Here is a 15,196-nt window from a genome sequence, read left to right as displayed (position 1 = left end):
ACGCGGAATTTCTGATCCACCGCGTCATCGTTCATCGCACGCAAGCTGTGCTCCTACAGAAGAAGGTCGCGCACGATCCGTAGGAGTGAGGCTTGCCCGCGAAGGCCGCGACGCGGAATTTCTGATCCACCGCGTCATCGTTCATCGCACGCAAGCTGTGCTCCTACAGAAGAAGGTCGCGCACGATCCGTAGGAGTGAGCGGGCGCGATCCGGCTTGCTCGCGAAGGCCGCGACGCGGTTGGCCTGGCGCACCGCGTTATCGTTTACAGAAGAAGATCGTGCACGTTCCGTAAGGCCTAACCGCGCTTGAGGATCAGGTCCATGATCCGGTCGGTCTTCAGCGCCTCGGCGGCCAGGGCCGGGTACTGTGCTTGGCCACGGATATGGGCGTTCATGCCCAGCACGTGGTGCCACTGGATATGTTCGGGGTTGTCGATGAAGAGGCTCAGCTGTTCATCGGCGTCCAACTGCAGCGGATGCTCGTCGAACACCGAGAAGCCGATACGCCCCTGGCTGCCGATGATCTCCACCCGGTCCACCCGACGGTCCGCGACGAAGTTCCAGGCCCCCGTGCCCAGGACGCCGCTCGCGAAACGCCAGCTGGCGCTCACCGCGTCCTCGGCGCTGTACAGCCCGGCCTGCCGCGCGGTGAAACCGGCGACCTCGGTGATGTCCCCCAGCAGGTACTGGAACAGGTCCAGGCCGTGGCTCGCCAGGTCGGCGAAGTAACCGCCGCCAGCGATCTGGGGGTCGGTGCGCCAGTTGCTGCCGCCATTGCGATCGGCCTCGGACGGCGCCTTGGTCAGGGTCCAGCTCAGGTGACGGACCTCACCGATGCGCCCGTCCCGCAGCCATTGCCGCACCTGCTGGAAGCGCGGCAGGGACCGGCGGTAATAGGACACGAACAGGTGCAATCCGGCCTGCTGGAAAACCTGCTGCATCTCCAGGCTTTGCCCGGCGTTCAACGCCATCGGCTTTTCCACGCAGCAGTGCTTGCCGGCGGCGGCCACCCGCAAGCTGTAGGCGTGGTGACTGTCGGGGGGCGTGGCGATGTACACCGCGTCCACTTCGGGGTCGTCGATCAGCGCCTGGGCATCGGTGTAGAAACGCGCGATGCCGTGGCGTGTCGCATAGTCCCGCACCGCTTCCAGGCGCCGGCCCATCACCGCCACCAGGGCCGAGCCCGGCGCCTTGTAGAAGGCCGGGCCACTCTTGCGTTCGGTGACGCTGCCGCAACCGATCATGCCCCAGCGTACGGGCCGCATGCCCTCTCCTGCTGTGTCCATTGGCCGGTCAGACCGCTTGCAGGGCGCGCAGGTCGAGGCGGCCGTCCTGCAGCGGCGGGCACCAGTAGTAGCCGCCGGTGATCGGCCGGCTCATGCGGTACAGGCCGTCGACTATGCCGTCTTCCAGGCCGCTCATGCGCCGCAGCTGGACTTCGAAGGCGTGGAGGCTGTGGCCGAAGGCGAGGAACATCAGGCCGCCCTTGTCGCCTTCGATCCATGGCATCGAACGGCGCACCATAAAGGCCTCGGGGGTGAAGCTCTCCTGGGCGGTGCGCTTGACGTGGGCCGATTCCGGCGCGTCGTCCAGTTCTTCGTTGTCGCTCAGGCGGCGGCCGATGATATTGTCGCGCTCCTCCTGATGCATCGCGGCAAAGCCCTTGAAGTCGTGCTGCCACTGCTGGATCGCGGCGAAGCTGCCACCGCGCAGGCCATCGGCGCCTTCGGACAGGGCCGCGGAAACCGCTTCTTCATCATGAGGGTTTTCGGTGCCATCTTCGTAACCGGTCAGGTCGTGGCCGGTCTTGTGGCGGAAGGCTTCGTTCATCTGCACCAGGCGCAGCGCCGGGGCCAGGGCGGCCTCCAGGGCATTGCTGCGGTGCAGCAGCTCGCCGCGGTCTTCGCCATGCAGCCAGACCCACAGCGCGTGCTGGGTCGAAGGGTTGTCGACGCCGACCCCGGTCAGCGCCGGGAAGGCCTTGAGCCCCTGCACGCGGGCGCCCAGCGCCTTGACCAGCGACGCGCCGAAACCTGCTACCGCCGTTTTCCCGTCCACCAGCGCCAGCAAGCGATCGATCGCCGCCGGCAGCGCCTCGATGGATTCGAGGGCGAAAAACAGGTGACGAGCCTGGGTCGGAACGGGGGTGGCAAGAATGCCCGGCTGGTAGTAACTCATAGCGACTCCTTGAAGAAAGCCCGAAGTTTACCCGGCGCACCACAATTTGTGGGGGTTTAGGCACGCATGGACCTGCGCGGTGAATCGTCACGCCGCCGCAAGCCATGCCCTACAACTGGCCGCCCTCTTCCCGGTAGGCGCTGGGGCTCAGGCCGGTCCAGCGCTTGAATGCCCGGCGAAAACTGCGCACGTCGCTGTAGCCCACCGCCTCGGTGATGCGCTCGATGGACAGCTGCGGGTTGGCCAGCAGGCTCAGGGTGCGCGCCCGGCGCACCTGCTCGAGCAGCGCTTCGAAGGTCAGGTCGTGCTCGCTCAGGCGTCGGCGCAGGGTGCGCCCGCTCATGTTCAGGTCGCTGGCGACCTGCTCGATATGGCTGCCCTGGGTCAGGTCGCGGGAGATGGCCCGCTCCACCGCCTGGATCAGGTCCAGCTTGCGGTGCACCTGGGCGCTTTCCAGTTCCAGCAGCTTGAGCGCCTGGCGCAGGGCGACGGCGTGGTGGTTGGGCAGGCGCGTGTCCAGCCAGTGGCTGGCGATGACCAGGCGGTTGTGCAGGCAGCCGAAGTGCACATCCGGCCCCAGCAGCCGCAGGTACTCGTCCCGATAAGCCGGGGCGGCGTGGGTGAACTCGATCCGCAGCGGCTTGAAGTCGGCGCCGACCAGGGCCCGGCCATAGACCGGCAGGCTGGCGAAGAACTCTTCGACGGCAAATATCTGCACGTCGCTGTAAGGCAGCCGGCATTCGGCCTCGACAAAAAACTCGTCACCCTGTTGCTGGATGGTGCAGCTGGCGAGGCCGCCGGTGGTGTGCTGATGGCGCAGGCCGATGTCGAAGGCATCGCGCAGGGTCTTGCACAGCGACAGCACATGCCCCAGCAGGCCCAGGGTGCCGAGCACGTTCTGGTGCCCGACCCACAGGCCCAGGCCCTGCTGCGGCAAGGCCTTGAGCGCGCGCTGGATCATTGCCACGGCCTGGCGGTAGGAGATGCGTTGCGCGGGGTCCTGCAGGTCGTCGAGGGTAAAGCCCAGGCCGCGGCACAGGGCGTGCGGGTCGACGCCGTGGCTGCCGGCGACTTCGGCCAGGGTCTGCAACAGGAAGGGTGAAACCAGGGCCAGTTGGTACTGTGGATCGACGGCGTTGGTCTGCATGGGCATCGGGTCCCGAGCCGGTTCGGCTGCAATTCTTATTCTGGTTATGCGCCCCGCTCCCATCACCGCCAGGGCGAGGCGAGCGCTCGCTCAGCATAGCGTTTTCCGCTCGCGCTCATGGAAGGATGTAACAAGTCATTGCAGGCTGGCCGCGAAAGTCCCCCTCAGTGGCCGCCAATACCCTGCCTGGCCAGGCGCCGAAGGCTTATTCCTATGGGGCGGCCGGAAACCGGCCGACTGCGCGCCCACTGACAATAATAAGAGCCCGAACATGAATTCGACCCGCACGCATCGCTCCCGGCGCCTCGCCGCCAGCCTGGCCTGTATCGCCGCCCTGCCCGCCCTGGCACCGGCCACCGAGTCCGGGGTCGACAACATCGGCACCGGCACCGACGGCTTTTTCATCCTGCCGCTGGACGTCAACGGCCTGCCGGACCACATGTTCGCCTTCAACCTCTATTACAACCACTACGAGGCACGGAAGCTGAATATCAGCTCCCTGGGCGGCAAGGTGCCGGACGTGCGGATCGTCTCGGACGCGATCATTCCCCGCCTCGATTACCTGAGCCCGCTGCGGCTGTTCGGCGGGCGCCTCGGCGGCTACATGGCGCAACCTTATCTGCGCCAGCAGGTGGGAGTCTTCGGCCTCAAGGACCAGCGCGAAAGCATGGGCGACACCACCATCGCGCCGATCATCCTGTGGGACATGGGCAAGAACCTGACCCTGGGCGCCGCCGTGGAAATCACCGTTCCCACCGGCAAGTACGACGCGACGCGCCTGGCCAATACCAGCAACAACTTCTACACCTACAAGCCGCTGGTTTCGGTGACCTGGCTGCCCACCCCGCGCACCGAGCTGTCGCTGAAGACCACCTACAGCTTCAACGAGGAAAACCACGCCACCGACTACAAGTCCGGGCAGATCTTCCACTTCGACTATTCCGCCAGCTACAAGGTGACCGACAACCTGAGCCTGGGGCTCAACGGCTACTACCTGAAGCAGACCACCGACGACAAACAGTACGGCCGCACCGTGCAGTTTCTCGGCGAGGACGTGGACGACGGCGTGCGCGGCCAGGTGTTCGCCATCGGCCCGGCGCTGTACCTGACCTTCCTCAAGTACGCCAGCGCGGAGATCCGCTGGGCCAAGGAGTTCGACGTGGAGAACCGGCCCGAGGGCGAGATGCTGTGGGCCAAGCTGACGATTCCGTTCAGCTTGTGATGTAGGAGCGAGCGGGCGGCGATCCGACTTGCCCGCGACGGCTGCACCGCGGAATGCCAGGCGGACCGCGTTATCGTTCATCGCGCGCAAGCTGCGCTCCTACAGAAGCAGAACGCGCACGCCGTAGGAGCGAGGCTTGCCCGCGAAAGACCTCGAGGACAGCGCAAAAACCTAGCTATAGACCGGCCAGCTCTCGACGATCCGCCCGCCGCGCACCGCCAGCAGGTCGCCGAACTGCAGCAGCACCGCTTCGCTCTGCATCGGCCGCAGGAACACCTGGTCGTCCGGCCCCAGGCCCACGGCGGGCGAGCCGTTGACCATCTCCTGGTTGGAACTGCGGCCGAACAAGCCGTTGCTTTGCAGCCCCGAGGGCGACTCGAACTCGGCCAGCCAGTTGCCGCCGTAGATGAAGAACGTCTCGCGCTGGTTCGGGTCCCACCAGGCGAACAGCTTCGACTTGTCGTCCAGCGCCGGGATGCGCACCGGGCCGGTGCTTTTCAGCACCGGCGTGGCGATGTAGGCCGCGGGCAGATGTTCGCTGAGGGACGGCAGGTCGTAGTGGGTCGGCTTGAGCATCGCCGTGCCCACCGACACTTCGCTGCTCAACTGTTCCTGCTCATGCATGCGGTAGCTGGGGCTGCCGGCGGTGTTCAGGGTCAGCCCCGGCTGCCAGAGCGCCGGATGGCGTTGCCGGGTGAAGTCCACGGCGCTCTGGTAGCGCTGCATGACCTTGGCGAACAGCGCTTCGGGCGAGCCGAGAATGCCCGGCACGCCCATGCCGACAAAGGGGTCGTAGCCCATGAAGCCGGCGAACTCCAGGTGCTGGGGGTTGGCGGCGATCAGGGTCAGCAGCGGCCCCAGTTCGAGGCTGTCCTTCACCCCGCCGCGGTGCAGGCCGACGTCCAGTTCGATATTGATCCGCAACCGGGTGCCCAAACCTCGGGCCAGGGCCAGGTATTGCTGCAGGTGTTCCGGGGTGTCGATCAGCCACTGCAACTGCCGGGCCGGGTCGAACGGGCCTTTGTGGCCCTGGTAGAACAGCTCCGCCGAACGCACCGGCAGCGGCTTGCCCAGCAGGATATCGGCCTCGGGAAAACGCTGGGCGTCGTGGTTGAGGAACGGCTGGTGGAACGACATCAGACGCTGGGTGCCGGCGCGCTGGCCGATGTAGGCCAGTAGCTCCGGCGATGGCAGGGACTTCTCCACCAGCCGCAGCTGCTTGCCGCCGCGCTTGACCGACTGCAGCACCATATCGATGTTGTGGTCCAGGCGGTCGAGGTCGATCAGCATCACCGGGCGCATCGGGCCGTGGGCCTTGAGTTCCTGGTTCAGCACGCGGAAATAGTCGTTGTAGGGCCCGCCCCGGTCGGCGGGCCGCAGCCAGGCCCCCACCCCCGCCAACAACGCGCCGACACCTGCGGTACCGAGCAGGAAGTTGCGTCGATTCATGCTTTTTTCTCCCTTCAGACCACGCCCAGGATGGACGACAGGTGTGCATTGAGGAACTTGCCGCCGGGGTCCAGCGCCTCGCGCACCCGGGTGAATTCCCGCCAGCGCGGGTACAGCGCCTGCAACTGCCGGGCGTTGAGGCTGTGCAACTTGCCCCAGTGCGGGCGGCCGGCGTATTTCCAGAAGATCGGTTCGACGGCGGCGAAGAAGTTGTGGTGGTCCATGCCGTAGTGCTGGTGCACCGAGATCGAACAGCTGTCGCGGCCCTCGAACATGCTCAGGGGAATATCGTCGGCCTGGACGTAGCGGTACTCGATGGGAAACCAGGTGCGCAGGTCCTTGTCGCGGATCAGCTTGAGGATTTCCCGCAGGCACGCCGGGCCATGCTCGGCCGGCACCGAGTACTCCATTTCGTTGAAGCGCACGTTGCGCACGTTGGCGTAGACCTCGTAGGAGTCGCCGACCCGATCGTCGAAACTGGCGAAATGCCGCAGGCTGTTGAGCAGGGTGCGGCGGGTCTCAGGAAAGTCGCTGAGGTACTTGTCGAGGTTCTCGATCAGGCTGACGAACTCGTTGCCGCCCTCTTGTGCCGGGTCCACCGGTGGGGTCGCCGGGTCCTCGGTTTCATTCAGGGCGATCGACAGCGCGTAGTCGGAATGGGTGACCACCAGCATTTCCCAGTGCTGGTTGTCGCGGGTGTTTTTCGCCAGGTCTTCGAGCAGTTCCTCGGTCTTGGCGATCCACTGTTTTTCCCGCAGGCGATAGGCCGGGCGATTCTGCAGACGCACCCGGGTGGCCACGCCCAACGCACCGAGGGACACCCGTGCGGCGCTGAAGACTTCGGCGTTGCGGCTGCTGTCGCAGTCCAGCACCTCGCCGCTGGCGGTCACCAGTTGCAGGCCGCAGACCTGGGCCGAATAGGACTTGAAGCCGACACCGGTGCCATGGGTCGAGGTGGCGATGGCCCCGGCCAGGGTCTGGTAGTCGATGTCGGCCATGTTCGGCAGGGCCTGGCCGATCGCCTTGAGCGGCGCGCCCATGCGCGACATCGGCGTGCCGGCGGCGAACTCGGCCTGCAAGGTGGCGGCATCGTGGCTGAGCAGGCCGCTGAAAAAGCTCAGCGATAGCAGCGTGCCGTCGGTGGGCACCAGGGCGCTGAAGGAGTGCCCCGAGCCCACCGGGCGGATCTTGCCCGGGGTCTGGCGAATCACCTGCACCAGCTCATCCAGGTCCTTGGGCGCCAGCCGCGCCAGGGGCAGGCAGCTTTGCGCGCCGGACCAGTTGCGCCAGGGAATCAGCCGTGGCGCCCGCGCCAGCTCGGCCAGCATCGGGTTGCTGGTCAGCGCGCCGAACGTCCCGACTACTGCGCTGCGTTGCAGCAACTGACGTCGTGTGAGGTGCATGGTCATGCCTGTGTCCCTGTGCCGGGTTATTGGAGGTCTTGTGCGGACATGAAGCGGATCAGGGCGAGGAACTGCGCCTCGGAACACTGCATGCACAGGCCCATCGGCGGCATGCCGTTGTAACCGTTGATGCTGTGGTCCAGCAGGGTGTCGGCGCCCTGGACGATGCGCGGGCGCCAGGCCTGGACATCGCCGGTCAGCGGCGCGCCGGACGCCGGGTTGGTGTGGCAGAGCTTGCAGCTGCTGTCGTAGATCCGCGCCAGCGCCGAATCGTCGGGCAGTTGTTGCACGGCCGCCGCCGATGGCGGCGCGCTCTGGTCGCCACAGGCAACCAGCAGCCCGCCCAGCGCCAACCACAGCGCGAGGCGCGCCAGGCGATACAGCCTGGTGACGGATGAAAACCACAGCGAGGCAGTCGGTGCCGGCATGGTGTTCCTCTCGGGTGACGGTCGGGGATCGACCCAGAGCCAACACTAAGGCAGGCGCCGCCACGGCCTGAGGGCATTGCGGGCCAGCGAGGGGGGCATCTGCGGCCAGGCCGGTGGGAGCGATGGGTTGGCGCAACCGCCGCTATGCGGCTATCGCGAGCAAGCTCGCTCCTACAGGATTACGCGGCCCCTTGTAGGAGCGAGCTTGCTCGCGATGGCGACGACGCAGCCAGCGCTTCAGCGCCGGTTGAAACAAAGGCTGTTTTTCCATGGGAAAAAGCGGCTACTCTTGGCCCAAAGAACCACACCATCACACCTCTGCTGCACGACTTTCCGCCATTTTGGCCCAGCTTTTTGCTAAAGACCCGAGACATCAAGGCGTATACCCGTAGAAACAAACCTTGAAGACCCGTCTCGCCCGTCAGCGCCGGCGCGCTATCCAGCCCGCCGGTGCATTGCCCATTGCCATTACGGAATAGAGTCATGACCACAGCCCATCTGTTGAACACGCTGTTTCCCGTCGCCGCCGACATCCCCGAGCAGTACCGCCTGGACGGCCAGGTCGAGCAACGCGAGTACCTGGTCGACGGTCAGTTGCAGACCTGGAACGGCCCCCTGGCCCTGGTGCGCAGCCCGGTGTACCTGGACACCGCCAATGGCGACGAGCAAGTGATTCTCGGCAGCACCCCGCTGCTCGACGCCGACACCGCGCTGACCGCCCTCGACGCCGCCGTGCGCGCCTACGACCGTGGCCAGGGCGCCTGGCCGACCATGCGCGTGGCCGAACGCATCCAGCACGTCGAAGCCTTCCTCGGGCGCATGCGCGAACAGCGCTCGGCGGTGGTCAAGCTGCTGATGTGGGAAATCGGCAAGAACCTCAAGGACTCGGAAAAAGAGTTCGACCGCACCTGCGACTACATCGTCGACACCATCAACGCCCTCAAGGAACTCGACCGCCGCTCCAGCCGCTTCGAGCTGGAGCAGGACACCCTCGGCCAGATCCGCCGCGTGCCGCTGGGCGTGGCCCTGTGCATGGGCCCGTACAACTACCCGCTGAACGAGACCTTCACCACCCTGATCCCGGCGCTGATCATGGGCAACACCGTGGTGTTCAAGCCGGCCAAGTTCGGCGTGCTGCTGATCCGCCCGCTGCTGGAAGCCTTCCGCGACAGCTTCCCGGCCGGGGTGATCAACGTGATCTACGGCAGCGGCCGGGAAACCGTCAGCGCGCTGATGGCCAGCGGCAAGATCGATATCTTCGCCTTTATCGGCACCAACAAGGCCGCCAGCGACCTGAAGAAACTGCACCCCAAGCCGCACCGCCTGCGCGCCGCCCTGGGCCTGGACGCGAAAAACCCTGGCATCGTGCTGCCGGAGGTGGACCTGGATAACGCGGTCAACGAGGCGATCACCGGCTCTCTGTCGTTCAACGGCCAGCGCTGCACCGCGCTGAAGATCCTCTTTGTCCATGAAACCGTGGTCGATGCCTTCATCGAGAAATTCAACGCCAAGCTGCTCAGCCTCAAGCCCGGCATGCCGTGGGAACCGGGGGTGGCGCTGACGCCGCTGCCGGAGTCGGGCAAGGTCGATTACCTGCACGCCCTGGTGGCCGACGCCATCGACAAGGGCGCCAAGGTGGTCAACCCCGGCGGTGGCGAAGCGCGGGCCTCGTTCTTCTACCCGGCGGTGCTGTACCCGGTGAACAGCCAGATGCGCGTGTACCAGGAAGAGCAGTTCGGCCCGGTGGTGCCGATCGTGCCGTATCGCGACCTGGAAACGGTGATCGACTACGTCCTGGAATCGGACTTCGGCCAGCAGCTGAGTATCTTCGGCACCCAACCGGCACAAGTCGGGCGGCTGGTGGACGCCTTCGCCAACCAGGTCGGGCGGATCAACCTCAACGCCCAGTGCCAGCGCGGCCCGGACACCTACCCGTTCAACGGGCGCAAGAACTCCGCCGAAGGCACGCTGTCTGTGCATGACGCGTTGCGCACCTTCTCGATCCGCACCCTGGTGGCCACCAAGTTCCAGGAGAGCAACAAGGAGCTGATCAGCGACATCATCCGTAACCGCGAGTCGGGCTTCCTGACCACCGATTACATTTTCTAGAAACGGAGAATTTCCCCTGGGCCTGCCAACCCCTTGGCGATCCTTTCGCCTGCCACCGCTGTTGCGTCGATTCCTGCTCCCGGTACTGGACCCGTATCGGCGCTACCGCTACGCCAAGCTGATCCATGCGGTGCGCGTGGCCCTGGGGTTGCTGGCCACCATCGCGCTGACCACCGGCCTCAACCTGCCCCACGGCGAATGGGCGTCGGTGACCATGCTGGTGGTGATCGGCGGCTTGCAGCACCACGGCAATATCGGCAAGAAAGCCGCGGAACGGGCCATCGGTACCCTGATCGGCGCGGGCGTCGGCCTGGTGCTGGTGGTGCAGCAGGCTTACCTGGGCATGTCCTGGCTGACCTACCTGGGGATGTCGGTGGTGTGCGGGTATTTCTCCTATCACGCCATCGGCAAGGGCGGTTACACCGCGCTGCTGGCGGCGATCACCGTGTTCATCGTCGCCGGCCATGGCGACAACCACGTCAGCGATGGCCTGTGGCGCACGGTGGACATCCTGATCGGCATCGCCCTGGCCCTGGCCTTCTCCTTCGCCATTCCGCTGTATGCGGTGTATTCCTGGCGCTACAACCTGGCCAGCGCCTTGCGCGACTGCGCCACCCTTTACGGACGCATCATCGGCGGCCAGTCGGTGACCGACGATGAACACCTGAAGTTGCTCGGGCGCCTCAACAGCACCTTGCTGCAACTGCGCTCGCTGATGCCCTCGGTGTCCAAGGAAGTGCGGATCTCCATGACCGAACTGGACGCCATCCAGCGCAACCTGCGCATGTGCTTCAGCACCCTGGAAATCCTTGGCAATACCCGGCCGAACCTCAGCGACCCACAGGCTCGCGAGCAGCTGCAACAGGTGTTGAAACACGAGCACCGGCAGGTGCGCATACAGCTGGTGGGCATGGCCCGCGCCCTGCAATCCGGCGCCACCAGACGCCTGGGGCGCCCCCTGGATGGCCCGCCCTCCTCGACCCTCGACACCTCGGTCTACAGCGCGCTGGACGGCTATCGCCTGCTGACCCGGCAACTGGTGGCCAACCTCAACGAGATGCGCCAGCGCCTGGCGAAAAGCGCGGAGCACTGGAAGATCTGAGGGCCCTGCGCCTGCCGCCCAAGTAGCGCCGCTAGAACAATTCGCTGAACGGAATGAACCGCGCCGGCTCACCGACCCGCAAGGTGCTGCCCTCGAGAATCTCCACCAGCCCATCGGCCCAGGAAGCACCCAGCAACACGCCGGAACTCTGGTTTGGATAAAGCACGGCGCGCCCCTCCTCCAGCCTGGCCCGCAGGTACTCGCGGCGGCTGCCCGCTTTCGGCCAGTCGAAACCGACGCTGACCGGGAAGCTCAATGGCATCACCTCCTCGACACCCTGGATGCGCAACAGGTAAGGCCGGGCCAGCAGGCCAAAGGTCACCAGGGCCGAGGTCGGGTTGCCGGGCAGGCCGATCACCGGCACCCTGCCGAAGCGTCCGACGGTCAGCGGCTTGCCGGGTTTTATCGCGAGTTTCCAGAACACCGGGGTGGCGCACTCGCGCAGCACCTGGCCGAGGCAATCGGCGTCGCCGGCGGACACGCCGCCGGTGGTCAGGATCAGGTCCGCCGCGCACTGCAGCTGCTCCAGGCGCAGCCGGGTCTGCTGTGGCTGGTCGGGGAGAATCCCGGCATCGATCACCTCGCAGCCCAGGGCACTCAACCAGTGGCTGAGCAGGGTGCGATTGCTGTTGTAGATGCAGCCGGGGCGCAAGGGCGTACCCGGCTCGGCCAGCTCGTCGCCGGTGGACAGCAATGCCACCCGTGGTCGCCGCACCAGCGGCAAATGGGTACAACCCTGGGCCGCGGCGATGGCCAGTTCGAAAGGCCCCAGGCGTTTGCCGGCACGCAGCAGCACTTGCCCGGCGCGATTCTCCTGGCCTTGGGCGCGGATATTCTGGCCGGCCTTCAGCGGCTGCTTGAAGCGGATGCGACCGTCGTCGAGCTGCTCGACGTTCTCCTGCATCTCGATGCTGTTGGCGCCCTCGGGCAGCGGCGCGCCGGTGAAGATTCGCGCGCAGGTGCCCGGCAGCAACGGCTCGGGGGGCTGGCCGGCAAAGATGCGTTGCGACACCGCCAGCGGCTGCCCGTCCCAGCCCTCGAGGTTCAAGGCATAACCGTCCATGGCGCTGTTCGGCCAGGGCGGCAGGTCCAGGGTCGCCACCAGGTCGCTGGCCAGCACCCGTTGCCGCGCATCGCCCAGCGCCACCGGCTCGCTGTCCTGCAAGCGTTGCGCCTCGGCCATGGCCAGCAAGCGGGCGATGGCCTCCTCCACTGGCATCAGCGGTGACGGGCTCATCCGCGGGTCCCGCAGGCTTGCACCTGCTTGAGGTGCGGCACGAAATTGCACGGCCGGTGGCGGGCGTCCAACTGCTCGGCGAGGATGCCTTCCCAGGCGGTCCGGCAGGCGCCCGTGGAGCCCGGCAGGCAGCACACCAGGGTGCCGTTGGACAGCCCGGCCATGGCCCGGCTCTGCACGGTGGAGGTGCCGATATCGAGGATGGAGATCGCCCGGAACAGTTCACCGAAACCGTCGATCCGCTTGTCCAGCAGGCAGCCCACCGCCTCGGGCGTGCTGTCGCGTCCGGTGAAGCCGGTGCCGCCGGTAATCAGCACCACCTGGATATTCTCATCGGCGATCCACAGCGCGACCTGGGCGCGGATCTTGTACAGGTCGTCCTTGAGCAGGTTGCGCTCGCTCAGGGTGTGGCCAGCTTCCAGCAAGCGGCTGACGAGCAGTTGCCCGGAGGTGTCGGTGGCGTATTCGCGGGTGTCGCTGACGGTCAGCACGGCAATATTCAGGGGGACAAACAATGCATCCGATTTCACGCTCATGTCTTTCTCCGGCAGGCAGTCATAAAAACCATTGCCAGAGGCTAAAGCGCTGAAACCGTCAGTGTCTAATCACTCTGGCCGACCACGTTATCGAGCCCATCTATCAAGGCTTTTTTCCCTGGAAAACGCGGGTCGGCGCGGGTGAAATCCGCGGTCGATAGAGCCTTTTGATCGGACATTCGATACTTCCGATTGGACTCGCGGCGGCGACAATGAGATCGTCCCGATACCCAACCAGCGTGCCTTGAACCATGACCCCGACCTGCCCCGCTTCCACTTTGTCCATCCCCTGCTCGGTACTGCTGCTGGCCGGCGGCCGTGGCGCGCGCATGGGCGGACGGGACAAGGGTTTGCTGCCCTGGCAGGGCAAGCCGCTGATCGCCCATGTGCAGGCGGCGGTCCGGCCCTTCAGCGACGACCTGATCATCTCCTGCAACCGCAACGCCGAGCAGTACCGGGCCTATGCCGACCAACTGGTGGAGGATTCGCAGAAGGATTTCCCGGGCCCACTGGCGGGTGTGCTCGCCGGCCTGGCGGTGGCGCGTCATCCGTGGCTGCTGGTGTTCGCCTGCGACGCGCCGAAAATCGACGCCGCGCTGATCAGCGCCATGCTGGCGGCGCGCCCCGCCGCGGACTCGGTGCTGATGGTGCAGCAGGCCGGCCACTGGCAACCCATGTTCAGCCTGATCCCCAAGACCTTGCTGGCGAGCCTGCAACAAGACTGGGACGCCGGCGAACGCAGCCTGCAACGCGCCTTGTCGAAGCACCGGCCGCAGGCCCTGGTCTGCGCCGAGGACGACCCGCGCCTGAGCAACTTCAATACCCCTGAGCTACTTTTTTAACGGCGGTTTTTAACAGCGCTTTTTTAACAGCTCCGCGTGCCACCGAACGGGCGCACAGTCTTTTCCTCCAAAGGTCGGATCGGGATGTCCGGACACTTCGTGCATCCTGGACAGCAACCTTACCCCTGACATCAAATCCCTTTCTCAGCAGGTGCCACCGTGGACATCAAACAACTCAAGTTCCTTATCGCCCTGGACCAGACCCGACACTTCGGCCAGGCCGCCGCGCGCTGCCACATTACCCAGCCGACCCTGTCCATGCGCTTGCGCAATCTGGAGGACGAGCTGGACCTGGTGCTGGTCAAGCGCGGCCAGCGTTTCGAAGGTTTCACCGAGGCCGGCGAACGGGTGCTGGCCTGGGCGCGGACCCTGCTCGCCGCCCATGACGGGCTGTTCGCCGAGGCCGCCGCGTGCCGTGGCCAACTGGTCGGCAGCCTGCGCCTGGGCCTGGTGCCGTTGAGCAGCTTCAACCCGATCGGCTACGTCCAGGGGCTTTCCAAGAGTTTCCCGGAACTCAAGTTCGCCCTGTCGTCCATGAGTTCGGACCAGATCATCGAGGGTCTGGGCAACAACCAGCTGGACCTGGGGGTGTGTTATCTGGACCACGTGAACCCGAACTATTTCGAGTTTTTCGAGATCGGTGAAACCCGCGTCGGCCTGCTGTACGACACCCGCCACTTCCATTTCGAAGGCAGCGAAATGAGCTGGGAAGAAGCCGCCGAGCTGCCCCTGGGGATGATCAGCAATGGCATGCACTACCGCAAATCCATCGACCTGAGTTTCCGCAGCCGTGGCCTCGACCCGCAGCCGATCCTCGAAAGCGACTCCACCTATCAGCTGTTCCAGGCGATTCACGAAGGCTTCTGTTGCTCGATCATGCCGCTGTCCAGCGGCCTGGAAAATCCGATCGAGAACCTGGCGTTCATCAACCTGCCGGATGCCAGCGTGCTGGCGCCCCTGGGCCTGGTGATGCGCAAGACCGAACCGCGCTCGGCCATCGCCGAAAAGTGCTTTGCCGAAGCCAGGAAACTGTTTGCCGCAGCAGAGCCAACGGCCGACTAAAGCTGCTGCGCCGCAGGGCGTATCCCTGCCCTACCAGCGACTGGCGGCCAGTTGGTCGCTCTCCCTGCCCTCCACCCAACGCTCGCCGGACAAAGTCTGTTCGCGCTTCCAGAACGGCGCGCGGGTTTTCAGATAGTCCATCAGGAAGGCGCAGGCCGCGAAGGCCGCCTGCCGATGGGCGCTGGCGACGCCGACAAACACGATCGGCTCAGCCACCTGCAACAGTCCCACCCGATGCACGACCCTGACCCGTTGCAGCGGCCAGCGCTGATTGGCCTCATCGACGATGCGCTGCAACGCGCGCTCGGTCATGCCCGGGTAATATTCGAGGAACAGGCTGCCGACCTGTTCTCCCAGGTTCAGGTCGCGCACATAACCGACGAAGGTCACCACCGCGCCAATGCTCGGGTCGCCGCCATGCACCTCGCGGTGCAGTCGATCGAGGTCGAGGGCCTCGGCCTGGACGTGCACGGTCATGGT

General features: G+C 65.6%; 14 protein-coding genes. 5 read left to right on the top strand and 9 right to left on the bottom strand.

All coding sequences use genetic code 11. From position 1 onward, the window contains the following. Positions 1–297: 297 nt before the first annotated feature. The 3 genes from PVZ78_RS11145 to PVZ78_RS11135 all read right to left on the bottom strand — a co-directional run bounded on the left by PVZ78_RS11145 (position 298) and on the right by PVZ78_RS11135 (position 3,326). Positions 298–1,266 carry a Gfo/Idh/MocA family protein gene (locus tag PVZ78_RS11145; RefSeq protein WP_273828678.1) on the bottom strand — a complete coding sequence of 323 codons (969 nt, stop codon included), beginning with the start codon at positions 1,264–1,266 and terminating at the stop codon, positions 298–300. A gap of 28 nt (positions 1,267–1,294) precedes the next feature. Next, positions 1,295–2,179, bottom strand: coding sequence for a Dyp-type peroxidase (locus PVZ78_RS11140; RefSeq protein WP_273828677.1), 885 nt, complete (start codon positions 2,177–2,179; stop codon positions 1,295–1,297). A 109-nt stretch (positions 2,180–2,288) separates the two neighbouring features. Next, entirely contained in the window at positions 2,289–3,326 is a 1,038-nt protein-coding gene (locus tag PVZ78_RS11135) for an AraC family transcriptional regulator (protein WP_009049713.1), read from the bottom strand. A gap of 271 nt (positions 3,327–3,597) precedes the next feature. On the opposite strand from PVZ78_RS11135, the gene PVZ78_RS11130 reads away from it, so the two are divergent. Continuing rightward, entirely contained in the window at positions 3,598–4,548 is a 951-nt protein-coding gene (locus PVZ78_RS11130; protein ID WP_009049714.1) for a SphA family protein, read from the top strand. A gap of 171 nt (positions 4,549–4,719) precedes the next feature. Here PVZ78_RS11130 and PVZ78_RS11125 read toward each other — a convergent pair whose 3' ends face one another. The 3 genes from PVZ78_RS11125 to PVZ78_RS11115 form a co-directional block, all read right to left on the bottom strand. Next, positions 4,720–5,928 carry a DSD1 family PLP-dependent enzyme gene (locus PVZ78_RS11125; protein ID WP_273828681.1) on the bottom strand — a complete coding sequence of 403 codons (1,209 nt, stop codon included), beginning with the start codon at positions 5,926–5,928 and terminating at the stop codon, positions 4,720–4,722. Between the two features lie 83 nt (positions 5,929–6,011). Next, entirely contained in the window at positions 6,012–7,340 is a 1,329-nt protein-coding gene (locus PVZ78_RS11120) for a D-arabinono-1,4-lactone oxidase (protein WP_273828680.1), read from the bottom strand. A gap of 86 nt (positions 7,341–7,426) precedes the next feature. Further along, entirely contained in the window at positions 7,427–7,828 is a 402-nt protein-coding gene (locus PVZ78_RS11115; protein WP_124355207.1) for a c-type cytochrome, read from the bottom strand. A gap of 483 nt (positions 7,829–8,311) precedes the next feature. Between PVZ78_RS11115 and PVZ78_RS11110 the strand changes: the two genes are divergently transcribed. Next, positions 8,312–9,937 carry an NADP-dependent glyceraldehyde-3-phosphate dehydrogenase gene (locus PVZ78_RS11110; protein WP_009049718.1) on the top strand — a complete coding sequence of 542 codons (1,626 nt, stop codon included), beginning with the start codon at positions 8,312–8,314 and terminating at the stop codon, positions 9,935–9,937. Between the two features lie 61 nt (positions 9,938–9,998). Beyond that, positions 9,999–11,039 carry an FUSC family protein gene (locus PVZ78_RS11105; protein WP_028682839.1) on the top strand — a complete coding sequence of 347 codons (1,041 nt, stop codon included), beginning with the start codon at positions 9,999–10,001 and terminating at the stop codon, positions 11,037–11,039. A gap of 31 nt (positions 11,040–11,070) precedes the next feature. Here the strand turns inward: PVZ78_RS11105 and PVZ78_RS11100 are convergent, their stop codons facing one another. Together PVZ78_RS11100 and moaB are read right to left on the bottom strand one after the other, a co-directional pair. Beyond that, the gene (locus tag PVZ78_RS11100) at positions 11,071–12,276 is read right to left on the bottom strand and encodes a molybdopterin molybdotransferase MoeA (RefSeq protein ID WP_053269425.1); all 1,206 of its coding nucleotides are present in this window, start codon (positions 12,274–12,276) and stop codon (positions 11,071–11,073) included. Next, on the bottom strand, positions 12,273–12,812 hold the full coding sequence (gene moaB / locus PVZ78_RS11095; RefSeq protein ID WP_053269426.1) for a molybdenum cofactor biosynthesis protein B: 540 nt from the start codon (positions 12,810–12,812) through the stop codon (positions 12,273–12,275). Before moaB ends, PVZ78_RS11100 begins: the two co-directional genes overlap by 4 nt. A 251-nt stretch (positions 12,813–13,063) precedes the next feature. On the opposite strand from moaB, the gene mobA reads away from it, so the two are divergent. Both mobA and PVZ78_RS11085 read left to right on the top strand, forming a co-directional pair. Further along, a complete protein-coding gene (mobA, locus tag PVZ78_RS11090; RefSeq protein WP_041986181.1) occupies positions 13,064–13,654 on the top strand; it encodes a molybdenum cofactor guanylyltransferase MobA in 591 nt (196 codons plus the stop codon). 159 nt (positions 13,655–13,813) lie between these two features. Then, complete coding sequence (locus PVZ78_RS11085) at positions 13,814–14,716, top strand: LysR family transcriptional regulator (RefSeq protein ID WP_038633576.1); 903 nt, start codon at positions 13,814–13,816, stop codon at positions 14,714–14,716. 30 nt (positions 14,717–14,746) lie between these two features. Here PVZ78_RS11085 and moaE read toward each other — a convergent pair whose 3' ends face one another. After that, positions 14,747–15,193, bottom strand: coding sequence for a molybdopterin synthase catalytic subunit MoaE (moaE, locus tag PVZ78_RS11080; protein ID WP_028682837.1), 447 nt, complete (start codon positions 15,191–15,193; stop codon positions 14,747–14,749). Positions 15,194–15,196: the final 3 nt, after the last annotated feature.

The organism is Pseudomonas sp. SBT1-2, assembly GCF_028640875.1.
Taxonomy (GTDB): domain Bacteria; phylum Pseudomonadota; class Gammaproteobacteria; order Pseudomonadales; family Pseudomonadaceae; genus Aquipseudomonas; species Aquipseudomonas chlororaphis_I.
The sequence above is the reverse complement of the archived record's forward strand: the minus strand, read 5'-3'. Positions and strand labels throughout refer to the sequence as shown.